The organism is Hydrogenophaga sp. (assembly GCF_019635465.1).
Classification (GTDB): Bacteria; Pseudomonadota; Gammaproteobacteria; order Burkholderiales; family Burkholderiaceae_C; genus Hydrogenophaga.
In genome coordinates this window covers 13250-33500 of the sequence record NZ_JAHBZK010000017.1, presented here as the reverse complement: position 1 = coordinate 33500, position 20251 = coordinate 13250, and the positions used below count along the sequence as shown (strand labels likewise).

The window sequence follows — 20251 nt, the reverse complement described above, 5'->3', positions numbered from 1 at the left end:
CTTTCGGACGTGCGGGTGGATCGCCCAATCCGTAACCCACAGGTAACTTAATTACATTACCATCGCACTTGCATGTAACGCGAACAGGCCATGGAGACAGACAGCCCCACCCCCACCACCCTCGACCTGATCATCTTCGGCGGCGCCGGCGACCTGTCGGTGCGCAAGCTGCTGCCGGCGCTGTACATGGCCCACCTGCACAAGACGCTGCCCGACGGCACGCGCATCGTCGCCCTGGGCCGCCACGCCTGGGACCGCGCCGCCTTCACCGGCTTCGTCGACGACAAGGTGCGCGGCTTCATCAGCAGCGGCGAGTTCGACGCCAAGGCCTGGAGCGGCTTCATCGATCGCCTGGCCTACGTCAGCGTCGACGCCAACCGTGCTGAAGACTTTGCCGCGCTGGGCCAGGCGCTGCGCCCCGGTGCCGAGCGCGTGTACTACCTGGCCACCGCCCCCACCCTGTTCACCGCGATCTGCGCCAACCTGCACGGCGCAGGCCTGATCGACGCCCACTCGCGCGTGGTGCTGGAAAAGCCGCTCGGCCACGACCTCGCTTCGGCGCGCGCCATCAACGACGAGGTGGCGAAGTACTTCAGCGAACAGCAGACCTTCCGCATCGACCACTACCTCGGCAAGGAGACGGTGCAGAACCTGATGGTGCTGCGCTTTGGCAACGCCATCTTCGAGCCGCTGTGGCGCAGCCCCAGCATCAAGAGCGTGCAGATCACCGTGGCCGAGTCCGTCGGCGTGGGCAGCCGCGCCGGCTTCTACGACGGCACGGGCGCGCTGCGCGACATGGTGCAGAACCATTTGCTGCAGTTGCTGTGCATCGTTGCCATGGAGCCGCCGGTCTCGCTCGACCCCGACGCGGTGCGCGATGAAAAGCTCAAGGTGCTGCGCTCGCTGCGCCCCATGTCGGTGGCCGACGTGGCGCGCGACACCGTGCGGGGCCAGTACACCGCGGGCAACGTGGGCAGCGAGCGAGCGATCGGCTACCTGCAGGAAGACAACGTGCCGGCCACCAGCGAGACCGAGACCTTCGTCGCGCTGCGCGCGCACATCAACAACTGGCGCTGGGCCAACGTGCCCATCTTTTTGCGCACCGGCAAACGCCTGGCCGAGCGCCGCAGCGAAATCGTGGTCGAGTTCGCGCCACTGCCCTACTCGCTGTTCCCTGACACGCCGCGCGTGCCCGTCAACCGCCTGCTGATCCGCCTGCAACCCGAAGAGCACGTGCAGCTGCAGATGATGGCCAAGCAGCCCGGCAGCGGCATGAAACTGCGCCCGGTCTCGCTCGACCTGGACCTGCAGTCGGCCATGACCGGTCGTCGCGCCGAGGCCTACGAGCGCTTGCTCATCGACGTCATCAAGGGCAGGCTGACCCACTTCATGCGGCGCGACGAACTCGAGGCCGCCTGGACCTGGGTCGAGCCCATCATTGCCGGCTGGCAGTCGCTGGGCGAGCGGCCCAGGCCCTACGCCGCCGGCAGCTGGGGCCCGGCCGCGTCGTCGGCGCTGATGGCGCGCGAGGACAGCGCCTGGTCCGAAGAGGCATGAACGAACAGATCTGCAACACCCCGACCGAGCTGGCCCAGCGTCTGGGCGCGTGGATCGGCCTGCGCCTGCACGCCGCCATCGAGTCGCGTGGCCATGCGGTGTTGGCGGTCTCGGGTGGCAAATCGCCCCTGCCGCTGTTTCAGGTCCTGCGCAAGCAGCCGCTCGACTGGTCGCGGGTGAGCATCACGCTGGTGGACGAGCGCTGCGTGCCGCACGATCACCTCGACAGCAACACCGCGCTGGTGCGCACCCACTTGCTGCAGGACGCGGCGGCCGCTGCCACCTTCGTGCCCTGGTTCGACACCTTGCCCGACACCCTCGACGACGCCGCGCTGCAAGGCTTGGCTGACGCTGCCAGCCTGCGCCTGGCCACGCAACCCTGGCCCTGGGACATCGCCGTGCTGGGCATGGGCGAAGACGGCCACACCGCCTCGCTCTTTCCCGCGGCGCCGGGCTTGTCGCAGGCCCTGCACGCCAATGGCCCCGTGGCCTGGACGCGGCCGATCAACGCCCCCCACCCCCGCCTGACCCTCACGCTGCCGGCCCTGCTGGCCACGCGCGAGCTGGTGCTGCCCCTGACCGGCCCCGCCAAGCTGCGCGTGTACCAGCAGGCGCGACTGCGTGAAGACGTGGCGCTGCCCATTTCACTCTTGCTCCATCAGCACCAGACCCCCATACAAGTCTGGCTGGCCTGAACATGAAACACCCCCGCCGCGCTGCGCGCGACCCCCTCAAGGGGGCGGCACCAGAGGCCCGGCAAAGCCGGTTCCTCGGTGCCCCGCGCCCAGGTCGCATCGCTCGACTGCGATCACACTCCGCCAAGCCATGAGCCACATCGACCCCGTCCTCGACCACGTCACGCGCCGCGTCATCGAACGCAGCGCGCCCAGCCGCCACGCCTACCTCGAGCACACCGCCGAGCAGCGCACCCAGGGCACGCAGCGCGCCGGCCTGGGTTGCGCCAACATGGCGCACACCACCGCCGCCCTGCCCAACGACGACAAGCTGCGCATCCACGCCGAACGTGCGCCGCACCTGGGCATCGTCACCGCCTACAACGACATGCTCTCGGCTCACCAGCCCTTCGAGAGTTACCCCGGCCTGATCCGCTGGCACGCCCAACAGATCGGCGCCACCGCGCAGGTGGCCGGCGGTGTGCCCGCCATGTGCGACGGCATCACGCAGGGCGAGGCCGGCATGGAGCTGTCGCTGTTCTCGCGCGACACCATCGCGCTGGCCACCGCGGTGGCCTTGTCGCACAAGGTGTTCGACGCCGCGCTGATGCTCGGCGTGTGCGACAAGATCGTGCCCGGCCTGTTCATGGGCGCACTGCAGTTCGGCCACCTGTCCACCGTGTTCGTGCCCGCCGGCCCCATGACCTCGGGCCTGTCCAACGACGAGAAGGCCAAGGTGCGCCAGCAGTTCGCGCAGGGTCTGGTGGGTCGCGAGGCGCTGCTCGAATCCGAGGCCCGTGCGTACCACAGCCCCGGCACCTGCACCTTCTACGGCACCGCCAACAGCAACCAGATGCTGATGGAGGTGATGGGCCTGCACCTGCCCGGCAGCTCCTTCGTCAACCCGGGCACACCGCTGCGCGAGGCATTGACCAAGGCAGCGGTCGAGCGTGTGGTGGCCAACACCGGCCGAACCGGGCAGACAGCGGTGTGCCTCGCCGACATCGTGAGTGAGAAGACCATCGTCAACGGCATCGTCGGCCTGCTGGCCACGGGCGGCTCCACCAACCACACCCTGCACCTGGTGGCCATGGCGCGCGCCGCCGGCATCCTGATCGACTGGGACGACTTCGCCGAGCTGTCGGCGGTGGTGCCTTTGCTGGCGCGCGTCTACCCCAATGGCGGCGCCGACGTGAACCACTTCCACGCGGCGGGGGGGCTGGGCTTGCTGATGCGCGAGCTGCGCGTGGCCGGCCTGCTGCACGAGGACGTGGCCACCGTCATGGGCCAGGGCCTGGCCGCCTACGGCGTGGAGCCCTGGCTCGACAGCGAGCGGCTGAGCTGGCGCGCCGTGCCCGAGACCAGCGGCGACCTCGACGTGTTGCGCCCGGTAAGCAACCCCTTCAGCGCCGATGGCGGGCTGCGCCTGCTCACCGGCAACCTGGGTCGCAGCGTGATCAAGGTGTCGGCCGTCAAACCGGCCCACCGGGTGGTGCGCGCGCCGGCGGTGGTGGTGCACGACCAGCAAGAGCTGCTGGCGAAGTTCAAGGCCGGCGAGCTGGAGAAGGACTTTGTGGCGGTGGTGCGCTACCAGGGCCCGCGCGCCAATGGCATGCCCGAGCTGCACAAGCTCACGCCGCCGCTGGCGGTGCTGCAGGACAAGGGCTTCAAGGTGGCGCTGGTCACCGACGGGCGCATGTCGGGCGCGTCCGGCAAAGTGCCGGCCGCCATCCACTGCACGCCCGAAGCGCTGGCCGATGGCCCGATCGCGCGCGTGCGCGACGGCGACATCATCACCCTCGACGCCGATCGTGGTCTGCTGCGCGTGGACGTGGACGAAGCCACGCTGGCCGCGCGCGAGGTGCATCATCCCGACCTGACGGCCAACACGCACGGCACCGGCCGCGAGCTCTTCGGCCTGTTCCGCGCCCACGTGAGCGGCGCCGAGCAAGGCGCCTCGCCCCTGCTGGCCTGAACCCGACCAAACCATGCAAGACCAACACCTGCAACACCCCACCTTCACGTCGCGCGTCGTCCCGGTCATCGTGCTAGCCGACGCCAAGCAGGCCGTGCCGCTGGCGCATGCATTGCTCGAAGGCGGCATCGACGTCATGGAAATCACGCTGCGCTCGGACGTGGCGCTCGACGCCATCGAGGCCGTGGCCAAGGCCGTGCCGCAGATGCATCTGGGTGCCGGCACCGTGACCCGCGCCAGCGACGTGCCGCGCGTGATCGACGCGGGCGCGCGATTTGCTCTGTCGCCCGGTTGCACCGACGCACTTGTGGACGCCATGCGCGCCACCGGCCTGCCCTTCATCCCGGGTGTGATGACGCCCGGCGAAGTGATGCGCGCGCGCGACCACGGCTTCACGCTGATGAAGCTCTTCCCCGCCCAACAGGCCGGCGGCATTGCCATGCTCAAGGCACTGGGCGCGCCCATCCCCGACGTGCGCTTCTGCCCCACGGGCGGCGTCAGCCCGGACAACCTGCGCGAGTTCCTGGCGCTGCCCAACGTGGCCATGGCCGGCGGCTCCTGGCTCACACCGGCCGACGCGCTGCGCGACGGCGACTGGGCGCGCATCACCCGGCTGGCACGCGAAGCCAGCAACCTCGCCCGCGCACAATGAGCCGCATGCCCGAGTCCGCCCTGCCCCCCGCCCTGCCCACCACCTTGCCTGCCTGGCCGCAGCTTGCGGCGGCCGCCGCGCAGCCCCAGCGCCATCTGCGCGACCTGCTCGCCGAGCCCGATCGCGCGAAAGCCATGACCTGGTCGGCCGCCGGTATCACCCTCGACGCCAGCCGCCAGCCGATCGACCGCGCGATTGAGCAGGCATTGCTCGATCTGGCCGCACAGAGCGATCTGGCTGGCCAGCGCGAGGCCATGTTCCGCGGTGACCGCATCAACGTCACCGAAGACCGCCCCGTGCTGCACGTGGCCTTGCGTGGCGACGCCAGCGGCGGCCCCTGGGGCAGCGACATCCAGGCGCTGGTGCAGCGCGAACTCGACCGCGTGTGCCACTTCGCCGACGCCGTGTGCCAGGGCACCGTGCGTGGCAGCGGTGGCGAGGCCTTCACCGACGTGGTCAACATCGGCATCGGCGGCTCTGACCTGGGCCCACGTATGGCGGCCGACGCACTGGCCCACCTGGCCAGCCCCACGCTGCGCGTGCACTACGTCTCCAACCCCGACGCCTGGGCGCTGTGGCAGGTGCTGCGCGGGCTGGACGCCAGGCGCACGCTGGTGGTGGTCTCCAGCAAGACCTTCACCACGCAGGAGACATTGACCAACGCCGCCAGTGCGCGCCACTGGCTGGCCGACCAGGGCGTGCCTGCCGATGCGATCACCCAGCACCTGGTGGCCATCACCGCCTCGCCCGCCAAGTCCGCCGAACTTGGCTACGCGCCCGAGCGCACCTTCCTGTTCTGGGACTGGGTGGGCGGGCGCTATTCGCTGTGGTCCTCGCTCGGGCTACCGCTGGCACTGGGCATTGGCGCCGATGCGTTCAAACAATTGCTGGCCGGTGGGCGGGCCATGGACGCGCACTTCTGCAACGCGCCTCTGGCGAGCAACCTGCCCGTGCGGCTGGCGTTGCACGGCATCTGGCAACGCAACTTCCTGCGCCGCCCCACGCAACTCATCGTCAGCTATGCCTCGCGCCTGGTGCGCTTCGTGCCCTTCGTGCAGCAGATGGACATGGAGTCCAACGGCAAGCACACCCACATCGATGGCACACCCACCACGGTGGACACCGGCCCCATCGTCTGGGGCGGTCTGGGCATCGATGGCCAGCACGCCTACTTCCAGCTCATTCACCAGGGCACACACCGCGTGCCGGTGGACTTCATCGGGGTGCAGAGCGAAGACACGCCGCTGCCGATGGCCGCCACCCATCACCACGTGGTCAACCTGAACCTGCGCGCGCAGGCGCAGGCCATGGCGCTGGGCCGCACGCCCGAAGAGACCGAAGCCTTGCTGTTGAAAGACGGCGCCGATGCGACCACCGCGCAAGCGATGGCGCAGGCGCGCAGCTTCCCTGGCGACATCCCGAGCCACATCCTCTGGCTCGACCGCCTCGACCCCGAACGGCTGGGCGCCCTGATCGCGCTGTACGAGCACAAGGTGTTTTCCCAGGCCGCCATCTGGCGCATCAACGCGTTTGATCAGTGGGGTGTGGAGCTGGGCAAGACCATGGCCAAGGCCATGGAGGCCGGCGGCTGAGGCGCGAACCGGCGCTCAGGTCACCGGTGCGGGGTTGAAAAGCACCAGCTGGTTGTGCAGCTTCCACTGTTCCGCCCAGGTCTTGCGGCGACCGCTGGCCACATCGAGCATGCAACGGAACAGCTCCCAGCCCACCTCTTCGATCGAGGCCTGACCATCCGCGATCGTTCCCGCGTTGATGTCCATCAGGTCGTGCCAGCGCCGCGCGAGGTCGCTGCGCGTGGCGACCTTGATCACCGGCACCGCGGCCAGGCCGTAGGGCGTGCCGCGGCCGGTGGTGAACACGTGCAGGTTCATGCCGGCGGCCAGTTGCAGCGTGCCGCAGATGAAGTCGCTCGCCGGCGTGGCGGCGTAGGTCAGGCCCTTGGCGCGCAACTTCTCGCCGGGTGACAGTACGTTGGCGATCGGCGCGCTGCCCGACTTCACGATCGAGCCCATGGCCTTCTCAACGATGTTGGACAGGCCACCTTTCTTGTTGCCCGGCGTGGTGTTGGCGCTGCGGTCCACGCTGCCGCGTTTGAGGTAATCGTCGTACCACGCCATTTCGCGCACCATGGCCTGCGCCACCTCGGGCGTGGTGGCGCGCGCGGTGAGTTGCGCAATGCCGTCTCGCACCTCGGTGGTTTCGGAGAACATCACGCTGGCGCCGGCGCGCACCAGCAGATCGGTGCAGAAGCCCACCGCGGGGTTGGCGGTCACACCGCTAAAGGCATCGCTGCCACCGCATTGCACACCGACCACCAGCTCGCTGGCGGGCACGGTCTCGCGGCGGCGCGCGTTCAGGCGCTTCAGGTGCACCTCGGCCTGGCGCAGGATCGAATCCACCATGCTCATGAAGCCGACGTGGGCATCGTCCTGAAGACAGACGGTGTCAAACCCCCCTGCGCCGCTTCGCGTCTCCCCCCTTGGAAGGGGGGGCACACCCAGTGGCCCGGCAGAGCCGGTTCCACGGGTGTCCTGGATCGGGATCGCGTTGGGCGGGAAGAGCCGCTCGGGCTGCAGCTTCTCGCACCCCAGGCTCACCACCATCACCTCGCCGCCGAAGTTGGGGTTCTGGCTGATGTGGCGCAGGGTGCGGATGGGGATCACCGCATCGGGTGCGTCGATCGCGACGCCGCAGCCGTAGCCGTGCTCCAGCGCCACCACGTCGTCGACGTTCGGGTACCTGGGCAGGAGTTCGGCCTTGATGCGCTGCACCGCGAAGTCGGTGACACCGGCCACGCACTGCACCGTCTGCGTGATGGCCAGGATGTTGCGCGTGCCGACTGAGCCGTCTGGGTTGCGGTAGCCCTCGAAGGTGTAACCCGCCAGCGGTGGCAGGGTCGTTGCGCCCTGGGTGGCCATGGGCAGATCATCCAGCCCGCGCGCCTCGGGCATGCGCAGTCGACGCTCGTGCACCCAGGCACCGGAGGCGATGTCTTCCAGCGCAAAGCCAATGGTCACGCCGTAGCGTTGCACTGCGGTGCCGGCCGGCAGGTCCACCAGCGCCACCTTGTGACCCTGCGGCACCCGCTCGACCAGCACGGGCCCCTCGGGCAGAACGGCGCCCGCGTCCAGGCCACCGTCGTTGGCCACGATGGCCACGTTGTCGGCCGGGTGCATGCGGATTGCTCGCGGGCTGATGACCGATGGCGTTGAGGCCGCCAAGACTGTTTGAGGGGGTGCGATGTCCGGCATGCGCCGTCTCCTATGATCCCGTTTGCCCGCCGCAGTCGATGCCTTGCATCGATAGGCTGGCGCCACCGGCTTGGTACCGGTACCATTCTACGCCGCTCATGGACGATCCTTCCAACCCCGCCCGTCGCTCGCGCCGCCGCAGCGGGGCCATCACCGTGCGCGACGTGGCCCGCATGGCCGGCGTCGCACCCATCACCGTCTCGCGCGTGGTCAACACGCCCGAGCAGGTGTCCGTCGATGTGCGCGAGCGCGTGCTGGAGGTGGTGCGCAAGACCGGCTACGTACCCAACCGCATGGCCGGCGGACTGGCCTCGTCGCGCAGCCGGCTTATTGCCGCGGTGGTGCCCAGCACGGTGATGTCGGTCTTCATGCCCACCATCGAGGCGCTCAACGACGCGCTCTTCGGCGCCGGCTACCAGCTCATGCTCGGTCAGTCCGACTATTCGGCCGAGCGCGAGGAGGCCTTGCTCGAAGCCATCGTCGGCCGGCGCCCGGATGGCATCTTTCTCACCGGCATCCTGCGACCCAGCCAGGGCCGCACGCGCCTGCTGGCGTCGGGCATTCCGGTGGTCGAGACCTGGGACCTGACCCCGACACCCATCGACATGCTGGTGGGTTTCTCGCACGCCGACATCGGGCGGGAGGTGGCGCGCTTTCTCATGGGCAAAGGGCGGCGCCGGCTGGCGCTGATCCGTGCCAGCGACGAGCGCGCCGAGCGCCGTGCCCAGGCCTTCATCGACACGGTCAAGCGTGCTCATGGTGGCGAAGTCACCGACATCAACGTCGGGGTCTCGCGCTCCTTGCGCAGTGGTCGCGACGCGCTGGCGCGGCTGCTGGACCAGCGGGCGGATGTCGACGCCATCTTCTGCAGCTCCGATCTGCTCGCGCTGGGGGTGGCCACCGAGGCGCGGGTGCGCGGCATCGCCGTGCCGGACGACGTGGCGCTGATCGGCTTCGGCGACGTGCCCTTCGCCGCCGACATGGCGCCAGCGCTGAGTACCGTGCGCATCAACGGCGCCGATATGGGCCGCCTGGCCGCCCGCCACCTGATCGACCGGGCCGAAGGCCGCGAGGTGGCCCAGCGGGTCATCGACGTGGGCTTTTCCATCGTCGAACGCGACACCACCGGCTGAACATCCAGCCAGGCTCAGGGTCATCCCTGACGGCGACGAACGCGCATTGACGCCCTCCACTGGTACCGGTACCATTCGCGCCAGACCGATTTGGTACCGGTACCATTCCGACCACGCCGGCCTTGGACAGCCATTTCCACCCGACAGGAGACACACCCATGAAGCAGCTGCTGTGCGCCATCGGCGCCACGCTCACCCTCACCTCGGCCCTGGCCTGGCCCGACAAGCCGGTCACCATCGTCGTGCCCTTCCCGCCCGGCGGCTCCACCGACATGATTGCCCGCACCCTGCAACCCAAACTGCAGGACAAGCTGGGTGGCACCTTCATCATCGACAACAAGCCCGGCGCCACCGGCACCATCGGCGCGGCCCTGGTGACGCGCTCGGCACCCGACGGCAACACGCTGTTTGTGTCCTCGCTCGGCCCCTTCGTGATCGCCCCGCACCTGACCAAGGTGACCTACGACGCCACCAAGGACTTCGACCTCATCACCGTGGCGGTGCAGGCACCCAACGTCCTGGTGGTGCCCGCCGCCTCGCCGCACAAGTCCATGGCCGATGTCATGGCCTACCAGAAGGCCAACCCCGGCAAGATGACCTTTGCCTCTTCGGGCAACGGCAGCTCCGACCACCTGACCGCCGAGCTGTACTGGCAGCAGACCGGCACCTCCGGCGTGCACGTGCCCTACAAAGGCGGCGGCCCGGTGATGACCGACCTGCTGGGCAACCAAGTCGACTGCTCCTTCATGAACATCAACACTGCGATGCCGCAGATTCAGGGTGGCAAGCTGCGCGCCCTGGCCATCACCAGCGCACAACGCTCGCCCTTGCTGCCCGATGTGCCCTCGCTCAACGAGCTGGGCATCAAGGACGCCAACGTGTATTCGTGGCAGGCGGTGGCCGCGCCCAAAGGCATCCCGGCCGATGTCCGGGCCAAGCTGCACGACGCCATCAAGGACGCTCTCAACGATCCGGCCATCAAACCCAAGCTGCTGGCCCTGGGCTTCGAGATCGTGGCCAACACGCCCGAGCAGTTCACCGCCTTCCAGGCCGCCGAATTCGAGCGCTGGAAGAAGCTGATCGAAAGCCGCGGCATCAAGTCCAACTGATCCGCCGTTGCCCACCATGCTCAACCCCGTCCCTGTGGGTGCCACCCCCCGCGTCACCGAGCTGATCGCCATTCCGGTCGCCGGCCGCGACGGCATGCTGCTCAACCTGAGCGGGGCGCACGCACCCTTCTTCACCCGCAACCTGCTGATCCTGCGCGACAGCGCCGGGCGCACGGGCGTGGGCGAGGTGCCTGGCGGCGAAAAGATCCGTCAGACCCTGGAAGACGCGCGCGAGCTGGTGGTGGGCCAGCCCATCGGCAACCACCTGCGCCTGCTGCGCGAGCTGCAAACGCGCTTTGCCGATCGCGACGCCGGTGGGCGCGGCCTGCAGACCTTCGACCTGCGCACCGCGATCCATGCGGTGACCGCGGTCGAATCTGCTCTGCTCGACCTCCTGGGCCAGCACCTGGAAGTTCCGGTGGCCGCACTGCTGGGTGAAGGCCAGCAGCGCGATCGGGTGGAGATGCTGGGCTACCTGTTCTTCGTGGGCGATCGCACCCGGACACCATTGCCCTACGCCAGCGAACCCGATCAGCCCGACACCTGGTGCCGCCTGCGCCATGAGCAGGCGATGACGCCCGAGGCCATCGTGCGCATGGCCGAAGCCGCGCGTGAGCGCTACGGCTTCAACGATTTCAAGCTCAAGGGCGGCGTGCTGCGTGGCGACGAGGAAGTGGATGCGGTGACCGCATTGCATGAACGCTTCCCCGATGCCCGCGTCACGCTCGACCCCAACGGCGGCTGGCTGCTCAGGGACGCCATCCGCCTGGGCCTGCGCATGCGCGGCGTGGTGGCCTATGCCGAAGACCCCTGCGGTGCCGAGGACGGCTTCTCGGGCCGCGAGGTGATGGCCGAGTTCCGCCGCGCCACCGGCCTGCCCACGGCCACCAACATGGTCGCCACCGACTGGCGCCAGCTCAGCCACGCGCTGTCGCTGCAGAGCGTGGACATTCCGCTGGCCGACCCGCACTTCTGGACCATGGCCGGCAGCGTGCGCGTGGCGCAGACCTGCCGCGACTGGGGCCTCACCTGGGGCTCGCATTCCAACAACCACTTCGACGTGTCGCTGGCCATGTTCACCCACGTGGGTGCGGCCGCGCCGGGCAAGGTCACCGCCATCGACACGCACTGGATCTGGCAGGACGGCCAGCGCCTCACGAAGGAGCCGCTGCAGATCGTCGACGGCCACGTGTCGGTACCCAGGCGTCCCGGCCTGGGCATCGAGCTCGACATGGGCGAGGTCGACAAGGCCCATCAGCTGTACAAACAGCACGGCCTGGGCGCGCGCGACGATGCCTTGGCCATGCAGCACCTGATCCCCAACTGGACCTTCAACCCCAAACGCCCCGCCCTGGACCGGTAAGCCCGCACAGAGCGCTCAACCCCCAACGCACAACGCACACCCCCCATGCGCCCCAACCGACTGCGCGAAATCTGGGCCAACGGCGGCGCCGTGGTCAACGGCTGGCTGGCCATCGCCAACAGCTTCTCGGCCGAGACCATGGCCCACCAGGGCTGGGACTCGCTCACCATCGACCTGCAGCACGGCGTGGTGGACTACCAGGCCATGGTGCCCATGCTGCAAGCCATCAGCACCACCGCCACGGTGCCGGTGGTGCGCGTGCCCTGGCTGGAGCCCGGCATCCTGATGAAGGTGCTCGACGCCGGCGCCTATGGCGTGATCTGCCCCATGGTGAACACGCGCGCCGACGCGGAGAGGCTGGTGGCCTGCACCCACTACGCGCCGCGCGGCACACGCAGCTTCGGCCCGGTGCGTGCCCTGCTCTACGGCGGCGCCGACTACCCCGCGCACGCCAACGACACCATCGTCACCTTCGCCATGATCGAGACCGCGCAGGCGCTCGACAACCTCGACGACATCCTGTCCACCCCGGGGCTGGATGCGATCTACATCGGACCGTCGGACCTGTCGCTGGCACTGGGCTGCACACCCACCTTCGACAACCTTGACGCCAAGGCAGCCGACGCGGTGCAGCACATCCTGGCGCGCGCCAAGGCGCACGGCATCGTGGCCGGCATCCACAACGGCACGCCCGAGGCCGCGCTCAAGCGCATCGCCATGGGCTTTCAGTTCGTCACCATCAGCTCCGACGCCCGGCTCATGGCCGCGGGCGCGCAGCAGGTCGTGAGCGCCATGCGCGGCGGCATGAAGGCCGCCAAGCCCGAAGGCGGCTACTGACCCAAGCTCTCCATTGCATAGGCACCTTATGAAAGTCGGCTTCATCGGCCTGGGCATCATGGGCACCCCCATGGCCCTGCACCTCGTCAACGCGGGCCATGCCCTCACCGTCCACACCCGCCGCGAGCCACCCGAAACGATCACCGCCGCCGGCGGTGTGCGCGCGGCCAGCGCTGCCGCCGTGGCGCGCGAGGCCGAGGTGATCTTCACCATGCTGCCCGACACCCCGGACGTCGAAACCGTGCTGTTCGGCGAAGGCGGCGTGGCCGAAGGGCTCAAGGGCCACACCGGTGCACGCAAGGTGGTGGTCGACATGAGTTCCATCTCGCCCATGGCCACCAAGGCGTTCGCCCAGCGCATCAACGAACTGGGTGCCGACTACATCGACGCGCCGGTCTCGGGTGGCGAGGTGGGCGCCAAGGCCGCGTCGCTGACCATCATGTGTGGCGGCGACGAAGCCGTGTTCGAGCGCATCAGGCCCCTGCTGGCGCTGATGGGCAAGAACATCACCCTGGTGGGCGGCAATGGCGATGGTCAGACCACGAAGGTGGCCAACCAGATCATCGTGGCGCTCAACATCGCCGCCGTGAGCGAGGCCCTGGTGTTCGCCAGCAAGGCCGGCGCCGACCCGGCCAAGGTGCGCAGCGCACTCATGGGCGGCTTCGCAGCCAGTCGCATCCTCGAGGTGCACGGCGAGCGCATGATCAAGCGCACCTTCAACCCCGGCTTTCGCATCAAGCTGCACCAGAAGGATCTGGGCCTGGCCCTGCAGGGTGCGCGCGAGCTCGGCGTGGCCTTGCCGCAGACGGCCAACGCCGCACAGCTGATGCAGGCCTGCGCCGCTCACGGCCTGGCCGAGCTCGATCACTCGGCGCTGGTGCGGGCGCTGGAGATCATGGCCGAGCACCCAGTGGCCAAGGGGTGACCACCCGCGGGGCAATGGCGCCCCGCCCCGCACCGCGTTCAGCGAACGCCGCGCCGGTACTTCTCGGCCTGCAGCGACCGCAGACGCTCGCTCTCTGTCGAGTGGTCGTCATCGTCTGCGACGGAAGGTGCAGCGGCCTGCGCCGGTGCCGCAGCGGCTTGCCGTGGCCCCCCCAACAGGCGCTGGAGGTATGCCGCCTGCTCGCGCAGTTGCGCGTTGGTGCTGCCCAGCGCGACCTCACACACCTCCTGCGCGTAGCCGGGATCGGCCAGCATGGTCTGCACGTTGACGCTGCGACCGAACTCACGGCGCATGGGCACCACCATGCGCAGGGCATGCGCGATGAAATCGGACTGTTGGAACGCGCTCATTCAGGTGTCTCCGGCCAAAGGTCCGTCATCACGTGGCGCTCTCGCCGTGCTGCGCCAGGTCGAGTCCGACGGACTCCTGCTTGGCGGTGACACGCAGTCCCACCACGAACTGAATGCACTTCAGCAAAACGTAGCTGGCCGCCGCTGCGTACACGAGCACAGCCAGCGCGCCGACCAGATTGACCAGGGGTGTGGCCGTGACGGGTGCAATGGACGGCAGGGCAAACACAGGCGTCAGCACCGTGCCGACCAGGCCACCGACACCATGCAGCGCGAACACGTCGAGCGAGTCGTCGATGCCCGTGAGCGCTTTGAAGTAGCTCACCGCCCCAAAGCAGGCCAGACTGCCTAGAACGCCGATGGCCAGTCCGCCCGACACGCCGACGAACCCCGAGGCGGGCGTGATCGCGATCAGCCCGGCAATGGCGCCTGTGGCCATGCCCAGCACGCTCATCTGCTGGCGCCGCAGCATTTCGGCAAAGCCCCAGGCCAGTGCGCCGGCCCCGGCCGCCACCTGCGTGACCAGCAGTGCACCGGCTGCGCGCGTGCCCGCCTCAAAAGCGGAGCCCGCGTTGAAGCCGAACCAGCCTGCCCACAGCAGGCCGGCACCCAACACCGTGAGCGTGAGGTTGTGCGGGGCCATCGGCTCCTTGCCGAAGCCGCGACGCGCGCCACACGCCACCGCCGCCGCCAGACCACTCGCGCCGGCGGCAATGTGCACCACGGTGCCGCCAGCGAAATCCATGTGACCCATGCTGGCCAGCCAGCCTGTCGGGTGCCAGACCCAGTGCGCGACGGGTGCATACACCAGCAGCAACCAGCCCGCGGCAAACACCATGGCCACGCCGATGCGCATGCGCTCCGCGGTGGCGCCGAGGACCAGGGCAAAGGCCACGATGGCGAAACCCATCTGAAACAGGAAGAACACCGACTCCGGCACCGTGGGAGCCAGCACATGGGCCTGAGACAGAGGACCGACCAGACCGGATGCCCAGGCCTTGCTCAGACCACCCCACCATCCGTTGCCCACGTCGAACGCCAGCGTGTAGCCCAGCGCTGCCCACAACACGGTGACCACGCCGATCGAGGCAATGGTCTGCGCCATGATCGACAGCGCGTTGCGCTTGCGCAGCATGCCGCTGTAGAAGAGCATGAGCCCGGGCATGGTCATGAGGAACACCAGCACGGTGGAGACCAGCATCCAGGCCGTATCGGCACCCTGGATGGCGGGAGTGGCCGCTGCCGCGGCAATGGGGTTGGCAGGCATGAGTCGTTTCCTGGATCGGTGGATGGACGAAAAGCCGCGACTCTGCGTCGCGCGTCCTGCGGTTCCGCCACGACCACGACGGCCGGTAGCGCCAGGGGTCTATGCAAACCTGCCTAGTACATGGGCAGCAGGTACTAAGTCACACGCGCGGCCTCACTCGCGCGGCCGAACCCCCGCACCCAACCACACGCCCGTGCTGCCGAAAACGCAGCAGCAACCTCGCCTCAGCCCCCAGCGCCACGCCAGGCCCGTTCGATGGCCGCCACGTTGATCTTGCGCATGGTCATCATCGCGTCGAAGGCCCGCTTGGCCGCTGCGCGATCGGGGTCGTTGATGGCCTCGGTGAGCACACGCGGGGTGATCTGCCAGGACAGGCCCCAGCGGTCCTTGCACCAACCGCATTCGCTTTCCTGTCCGCCGTTGTCCACGATGGCGTGCCACAACCGGTCGGTCTCGGCCTGGTCATCGGTGGCCACTTGAAACGAGAACGCCTCGGACTGAGGGAACGCCGGCCCGCCATTGAGGCCCAGACACGGAATGCCAAGTACGGTGAACTCCACCGTGAGCACGTCGCCTTGCGTGCCCGAGGGGTAGTCGCCGGGCGCGCGCAACACGCGGCCCACGCTGCTGTCGGCAAAGGTCGCGGCGTAGAAGGTGGCCGCATCGAGCGCATCGCGCTCGTACCAGAGGCAGATGGTGTTCTTGGCGAGCATGGAACTCTCCGTGTTGATTGAGGAATTACCGCCCATTTGACGCCGGTCAAGCCTTGTGCGGGAAGGCTGCCGGGGAACACCTGCCCGAAACGGGGTTTGACGCAAATCAAAAACCGGTGTGCCGGAGTTCCTAGAGTGGTTTTCAGCAGGCCTGAACGCCTGCACCCCCAGTCCACCAACGGAGACATTCATGCGAACCACAAGAAGAGCCAACGTCCTGCTGATGACCGCCACCGCGGCGGCCGTCGTCTTGTCCGCCGGTTGCGCCAGCACGCCGCCCGTGGCCGAGAGGATGGTCCCCGATCCCATGGGCACCGTCACCACCTTCCACCGAAAGAGCTCTGGCAGTCTGGGCATTTTCGATGGCAAGGTGACATGGACGCACGCGCCTGCCAGCTGGCAGGGCAAGCCCATGATTGCTTTCGGTGCCCCGCAGGCCGGCGTGTCGCTGCACGACCCAGTCACCTTCGACGTGGTGGCCTACCAGCGACCTGATGGTTCGCCGCTCGCAGCGTTCAACCCGCCCATGGGTTACCGCTGGCCGCTGGAGCTGGGAAAAACCTGGACCTCCACCCACGAAGTGACCAACTTCGTGACGGGCGCCAAGCGGACGCTCACGATCCAATGGAAGGTGGTGGCTTATGAAGACGTGACGGTGCCGGCCGGCACCTTCAAGGCATGGAAGCTGCAATGGACCGACAACCTGGGCGAGGCCGAGACGCGCTGGGCCGCACCGGCGGACGGACTGGCAACCATCAAGCGCCATGTCGAACGCCCGGCGTCTCACCCTCAGGGTGCAGGCGTGCTGGACGCCGAGTTGCTGTCGCGCGTGCGGCCCGCCAAGTGACCCACAGCGCATCATGACAAGGAAAAGGCCGGCCTCTGTGAGGCCGGCCTTTCTTATGGAGAGGCCAGGATCACTTGCCGCCGCGCGCCTTGGCGATCGCGGCCTGGGTGTCTTTCCACAGATCTTCACCCACGTTGGCGGCGATGCTGGCGTTGACCGCGCCCAGTTTCTCGCGCATGCGGTTGGCTTCGGCCGGGCTGAGCTGGTTGATCTGCATGCCCTTGCCCTTGAGTTCGGCGAGCGCCTTGTCGGCTTCAGCGCGGGTGTCCTTGCGTTCGAAGTCGCGGCTCTTCACGGCGGCATCCATCAGCACCTTCTGCTCGTCCTTGCTGAGCTGGTCCCACCACTTCTTGCTCACCGTCACGATCCAGGGGCTGTAGACGTGGTTGGTCACGGTCAGGTACTTCTGCACCTCGTAGAACTTGCTGGACAGGATGGTGTTGTAGGGGTTCTCCTGGCCGTCGACGGTCTTGGTCTCGAGCGCGGTGAACAGCTCGGAGAACGGCAACGGCACGGCGTTGGCACCCAGGGTCTTGAAGCTGTCGATGAAGACGTTGTTCTGCATCACGCGCAGCTTGATGCCATCGAAGTCTTCAAGCTTGTTGACCGCGCGCTTGTTGTTGGTGAGGTTGCGAAAGCCGTTCTCCCAGTAGACCAGGCCGACGAGGCCTTTCTCCTGCAGCTTGTCCATCACCTTCTGGCCCACCGGGCCGTCGAGCACGGCGTCGGCTTCCTGCGCGTTGTTGAACAGGAAGGGGGTGTCCCAGATGGCCATCTCTTTGGTGATACCGACCAGGGTGGCGGTGGAGCCGACCATCATTTCCTGCGCACCCCCGATGAGGGCCTGCTGCATCTGCACGTCGGAGCCGAGCGCGGCGGCGCCGATGGCGCGCACCTTCATCTTGCCGCCCGAGGCTTTCTCGACCTCTTCGGCAAACAGCTTGGCGGCGCGGCCCTGGTTGGACACTTCGTTGAGGCCGTAGCCGAAGCGGATAAGACGCGGCTTGATGTCCTGCGCGTGGGCAATGCCACCGGCCGCCGCGGCCAGCGCCACGCCGAGGGTCAGCACGAGTTGTTTGAGTTTCATGGTCATCTCCTGGTTGTAGGGGCCCGCAGGCCGTCGGTGGAAGCGAATCCCCGGATGGGGCAAGGGGTCATCGTCAGAACATCCACTTGAGCGGTTGGATGACGATGGCGGGGAACACGATGAGCAGGGCCAGCACGGCCGCGTAGACCAGAAGGAAGGGCATGACGCCGCGAATCACCGGCGCCATGCGCAGCCCGCCGACGCCGGCGACCACGTTGAGCACCGTGCCCACGGGCGGCGTGAGCAGGCCCAGGCAGCCGACGAAGATGAAGATCAGCCCGAAGTACACCGGGTCGATGCCGGCCTTGGCCGCCAGCGGCGCCAGCACCGGCGCCAGGATGAGGATGGTGGGCGTGAGGTCCATGACCATGCCCACGGCCAGCAGGAACACCGCCACCACCGCCATGAACAGCATGGGGTTGTGCAGCAGCGGGCCCATCACCCCGGCCAGTTGGTTGGGCAGGTCGGCCAGCGTGATCATGTAGCTGGCCGCGGTGGCCGCGCCGCACAGGAACATCACCACACCGGTGGTGCGCGCGGCATCGACAAACACGCGGTACAGGCGGCCCAGGCTGAGCTCGCGGTAGACGAACACCGCGATCAGCATGGCGTACACGGCGGCCACGACGGCGGCCTCGGTGGGCGTGAACAGCCCCAGGCGCAGGCCGCCGATGATGATGACCGGCATGAACAAGGCCCACACGCTGGACGCCAACACCTGGCGCCGGTGCGGCCAGTCGGTCTTCTCGGCCACCGGCAGGTGCTCGCGGCCCGCAATGCGGCGCCACACCAGCACCAGCGCGGTGGCCATGATCACGCCCGGCACGATGCCGGCCAGGAACAGCTTGCTGATCGAGGTGTTGGTGGTCACCCCGTAGATCACCATCGGCATCGAGGGCGGCACGATCGGCGCGATGATGCCGCCGGAGGCGATGAGGCCGGCGCTCGAGCCTTCGGGGTAGCGCTGCTCGCGCATCATGGGCAGCAGCAAGGTGGCCAGCGCGGCCGTGTCGGCAATGGCCGATCCGCTCATCGAGGCCAGCAGCAACGAGGCCGCGATGGCCACGTAGCCCAGCCCACCCGGGATGTGGCCGACGAAGGCCCTGGCCAGGTCGATGATGCGCCGGCTCAGGCCGCCCGCGTTCATCAGCTCACCGGCCAGAATGAAGAAGGGCACCGCCAGCAGCGGGAAGCTGTCGAAGCCGGCCTGCACGTTCTGCGCCAGCAGTTGTGCGTCGAAGAAGTCGAGCTGCACCATCAGCGCCAGTGCCGTCAGCATCAGCGCAAAGGCAATGGGCACACCGACCGTCATGGCGGCGAACAGCACCAGCAGGAAGAGCACGATGGTCATGCCGACTCTCCCGATGCGGGCGTGCCCCGCAGCTCGGCCAGCGCCTGCAGCAACAGCAGCACGGCCATGCACACGCCCATCACGAGGATGGCGCCAGCGCCCAGCGCCAGCGGGTAGTTCATGACCGGGCTGTGGCTGTCCATGCCGACCACCACCTGCGCCCAGGCACCGGTGATCAGGTAGTACAGCGACAGCGCAATGAGCACGCGGGTGAGCCAGCGCAACGCCGCCGCCGGCAGACCCTGCAGGCGCGCGGTGACCAGGTCGAAACCCAGGTGCTTGCCTTCAGCGAAGGTGAGTGTGGCGGCGATGGCCACCAGCCAGACGAACAGCAGGCGCGACAGCTCCTCCGACACCACCCAGCCAGTGCCCCAGCCGTAGCGCAGCACCACGTTGCCGAACACGGCCACCACCATGCCCAGCAGGCACATGGCCAGCAAGGCCTCCGACAGATGTTTGATCCAGCGTTGCAGGTTCATGCGCGCATCTCCTCGCCGGGCGCGGGTGTGCGGCGCACCCAATCCGCCAGTGCCGCCACCAGATCGACCAGTGGCCGTGTGGCGTCCAGTGCCAGCACGCCGGGTTCGCCGCAGGGGTCTTCCAGCGCCTCGAACTGGCTGTCGACCAGGCTCACCGGAAACACGTGCCCGGGCCGGGCCGCCACGCGCTCGCGTGCCTGCTCGCGGGTGAGCTGCAGAAACACAAAGCGCAACCCCGGTGCGGCGGCGCGCAGTCGGTCGCGGTAGCGCCGCTTGAGCGCCGAGCAGGTCAGCACCACGCCGTCGGGTCGCTGCGCCAGCTCCGCCGCCAGGGCATCGAGCCAGGTCGCGCGGTCGTCGTCGCTCAGCGCCACACCGCCGCGCATCTTGGCGAGGTTGGCGGGCGAGTGGAAGTCGTCGCCTTCCAACAGCGGCAGACCCAACGCGGCCGCGCCCTGCTGGCCCAGGCTGGACTTGCCGCAGCCGGCCACGCCCATGACGACGAGGCGGGTGGGAAGCGGGGATGTGGACATCGGGTAGCGCTATCCAAAGAAATCGAAAGAAGGCGGCTCTCACGAATCGCCGCCGATGGGTGTCGCATTCACTCGACGCTTGCCGCCTGGATGCGTGCAATCAGGGTCG

Annotated in this window: 19 protein-coding genes; 11 read left to right on the top strand and 8 right to left on the bottom strand. The window is 68.2% G+C overall.

The annotated features are described in order from the left end of the window. Positions 1-90 precede the first annotated feature (90 nt). The 5 genes from zwf (at position 91) to pgi (ending at position 6450) form a co-directional block, all read left to right on the top strand. Positions 91-1557, top strand: a complete 1467-nt coding sequence (gene zwf / locus KF871_RS15350; protein ID WP_291144372.1) for a glucose-6-phosphate dehydrogenase — start codon at positions 91-93, stop codon at positions 1555-1557. Beyond that, on the top strand, positions 1554-2252 hold the full coding sequence (gene pgl, locus KF871_RS15345) for a 6-phosphogluconolactonase (RefSeq protein ID WP_291144370.1): 699 nt from the start codon (positions 1554-1556) through the stop codon (positions 2250-2252). Before zwf ends, pgl begins: the two co-directional genes overlap by 4 nt. A gap of 130 nt (positions 2253-2382) precedes the next feature. Next, positions 2383-4206, top strand: coding sequence for a phosphogluconate dehydratase (gene edd, locus KF871_RS15340; RefSeq protein ID WP_291144367.1), 1824 nt, complete (start codon positions 2383-2385; stop codon positions 4204-4206). A 13-nt stretch (positions 4207-4219) separates the two neighbouring features. Next, complete coding sequence (gene eda / locus KF871_RS15335; protein WP_291144365.1) at positions 4220-4858, top strand: bifunctional 4-hydroxy-2-oxoglutarate aldolase/2-dehydro-3-deoxy-phosphogluconate aldolase; 639 nt, start codon at positions 4220-4222, stop codon at positions 4856-4858. Between the two features lie 5 nt (positions 4859-4863). Beyond that, positions 4864-6450 (top strand): glucose-6-phosphate isomerase, encoded by a 1587-nt coding sequence (gene pgi / locus KF871_RS15330; RefSeq protein ID WP_291144362.1) that lies wholly within the window; start codon positions 4864-4866, stop codon positions 6448-6450. 15 nt (positions 6451-6465) lie between these two features. On the opposite strand, the gene garD is transcribed toward pgi, so the two are convergent. After that, a complete protein-coding gene (gene garD, locus KF871_RS15325; RefSeq protein ID WP_291144358.1) occupies positions 6466-8052 on the bottom strand; it encodes a galactarate dehydratase in 1587 nt (528 codons plus the stop codon). Between the two features lie 173 nt (positions 8053-8225). Here garD and KF871_RS15320 point away from each other — a divergent pair, with 173 nt between their 5' ends. The 5 genes from KF871_RS15320 to KF871_RS15300 all read left to right on the top strand — a co-directional run bounded on the left by KF871_RS15320 (position 8226) and on the right by KF871_RS15300 (position 13494). Continuing rightward, complete coding sequence (locus KF871_RS15320; protein WP_291144354.1) at positions 8226-9260, top strand: LacI family DNA-binding transcriptional regulator; 1035 nt, start codon at positions 8226-8228, stop codon at positions 9258-9260. 158 nt (positions 9261-9418) lie between these two features. Further along, positions 9419-10369 (top strand): tripartite tricarboxylate transporter substrate binding protein, encoded by a 951-nt coding sequence (locus KF871_RS15315; protein WP_291144351.1) that lies wholly within the window; start codon positions 9419-9421, stop codon positions 10367-10369. Positions 10370-10385: 16 nt separating this feature from the next. Continuing rightward, positions 10386-11732: a glucarate dehydratase gene (gudD, locus tag KF871_RS15310; RefSeq protein WP_291144349.1), complete on the top strand. Its 1347-nt coding sequence runs from the start codon at positions 10386-10388 to the stop codon at positions 11730-11732. Between the two features lie 45 nt (positions 11733-11777). Further along, the gene (locus tag KF871_RS15305; protein WP_291144345.1) at positions 11778-12569 is read left to right on the top strand and encodes an aldolase/citrate lyase family protein; all 792 of its coding nucleotides are present in this window, start codon (positions 11778-11780) and stop codon (positions 12567-12569) included. Positions 12570-12597: 28 nt separating this feature from the next. Further along, the gene (locus KF871_RS15300) at positions 12598-13494 is read left to right on the top strand and encodes a 2-hydroxy-3-oxopropionate reductase (RefSeq protein WP_291144343.1); all 897 of its coding nucleotides are present in this window, start codon (positions 12598-12600) and stop codon (positions 13492-13494) included. A 38-nt stretch (positions 13495-13532) separates the two neighbouring features. On the opposite strand, the gene KF871_RS15295 is transcribed toward KF871_RS15300, so the two are convergent. From KF871_RS15295 to KF871_RS15285, 3 genes are all read right to left on the bottom strand, one after another. Beyond that, a complete protein-coding gene (locus KF871_RS15295; protein ID WP_291144340.1) occupies positions 13533-13865 on the bottom strand; it encodes a hypothetical protein in 333 nt (110 codons plus the stop codon). A gap of 28 nt (positions 13866-13893) precedes the next feature. Beyond that, complete coding sequence (locus KF871_RS15290; protein ID WP_291144338.1) at positions 13894-15132, bottom strand: ammonium transporter; 1239 nt, start codon at positions 15130-15132, stop codon at positions 13894-13896. 224 nt (positions 15133-15356) lie between these two features. Next, positions 15357-15845, bottom strand: a complete 489-nt coding sequence (locus tag KF871_RS15285; RefSeq protein ID WP_291144335.1) for a VOC family protein — start codon at positions 15843-15845, stop codon at positions 15357-15359. Positions 15846-16035: 190 nt separating this feature from the next. Here KF871_RS15285 and KF871_RS15280 point away from each other — a divergent pair, with 190 nt between their 5' ends. Next, on the top strand, positions 16036-16692 hold the full coding sequence (locus KF871_RS15280; protein ID WP_291144332.1) for a hypothetical protein: 657 nt from the start codon (positions 16036-16038) through the stop codon (positions 16690-16692). Between the two features lie 70 nt (positions 16693-16762). Here the strand turns inward: KF871_RS15280 and KF871_RS15275 are convergent, their stop codons facing one another. From KF871_RS15275 to KF871_RS15260, 4 genes are all read right to left on the bottom strand, one after another. Beyond that, positions 16763-17779 (bottom strand): TRAP transporter substrate-binding protein, encoded by a 1017-nt coding sequence (locus KF871_RS15275; protein ID WP_291144329.1) that lies wholly within the window; start codon positions 17777-17779, stop codon positions 16763-16765. A gap of 73 nt (positions 17780-17852) precedes the next feature. After that, on the bottom strand, positions 17853-19130 hold the full coding sequence (locus KF871_RS15270) for a TRAP transporter large permease subunit (RefSeq protein WP_291144326.1): 1278 nt from the start codon (positions 19128-19130) through the stop codon (positions 17853-17855). Beyond that, positions 19127-19609, bottom strand: a complete 483-nt coding sequence (locus tag KF871_RS15265; protein ID WP_291144323.1) for a TRAP transporter small permease — start codon at positions 19607-19609, stop codon at positions 19127-19129. Before KF871_RS15265 ends, KF871_RS15270 begins: the two co-directional genes overlap by 4 nt. Further along, positions 19606-20142, bottom strand: coding sequence for a gluconokinase (locus KF871_RS15260; RefSeq protein ID WP_291144319.1), 537 nt, complete (start codon positions 20140-20142; stop codon positions 19606-19608). Before KF871_RS15260 ends, KF871_RS15265 begins: the two co-directional genes overlap by 4 nt. Positions 20143-20251 lie beyond the last annotated feature (109 nt).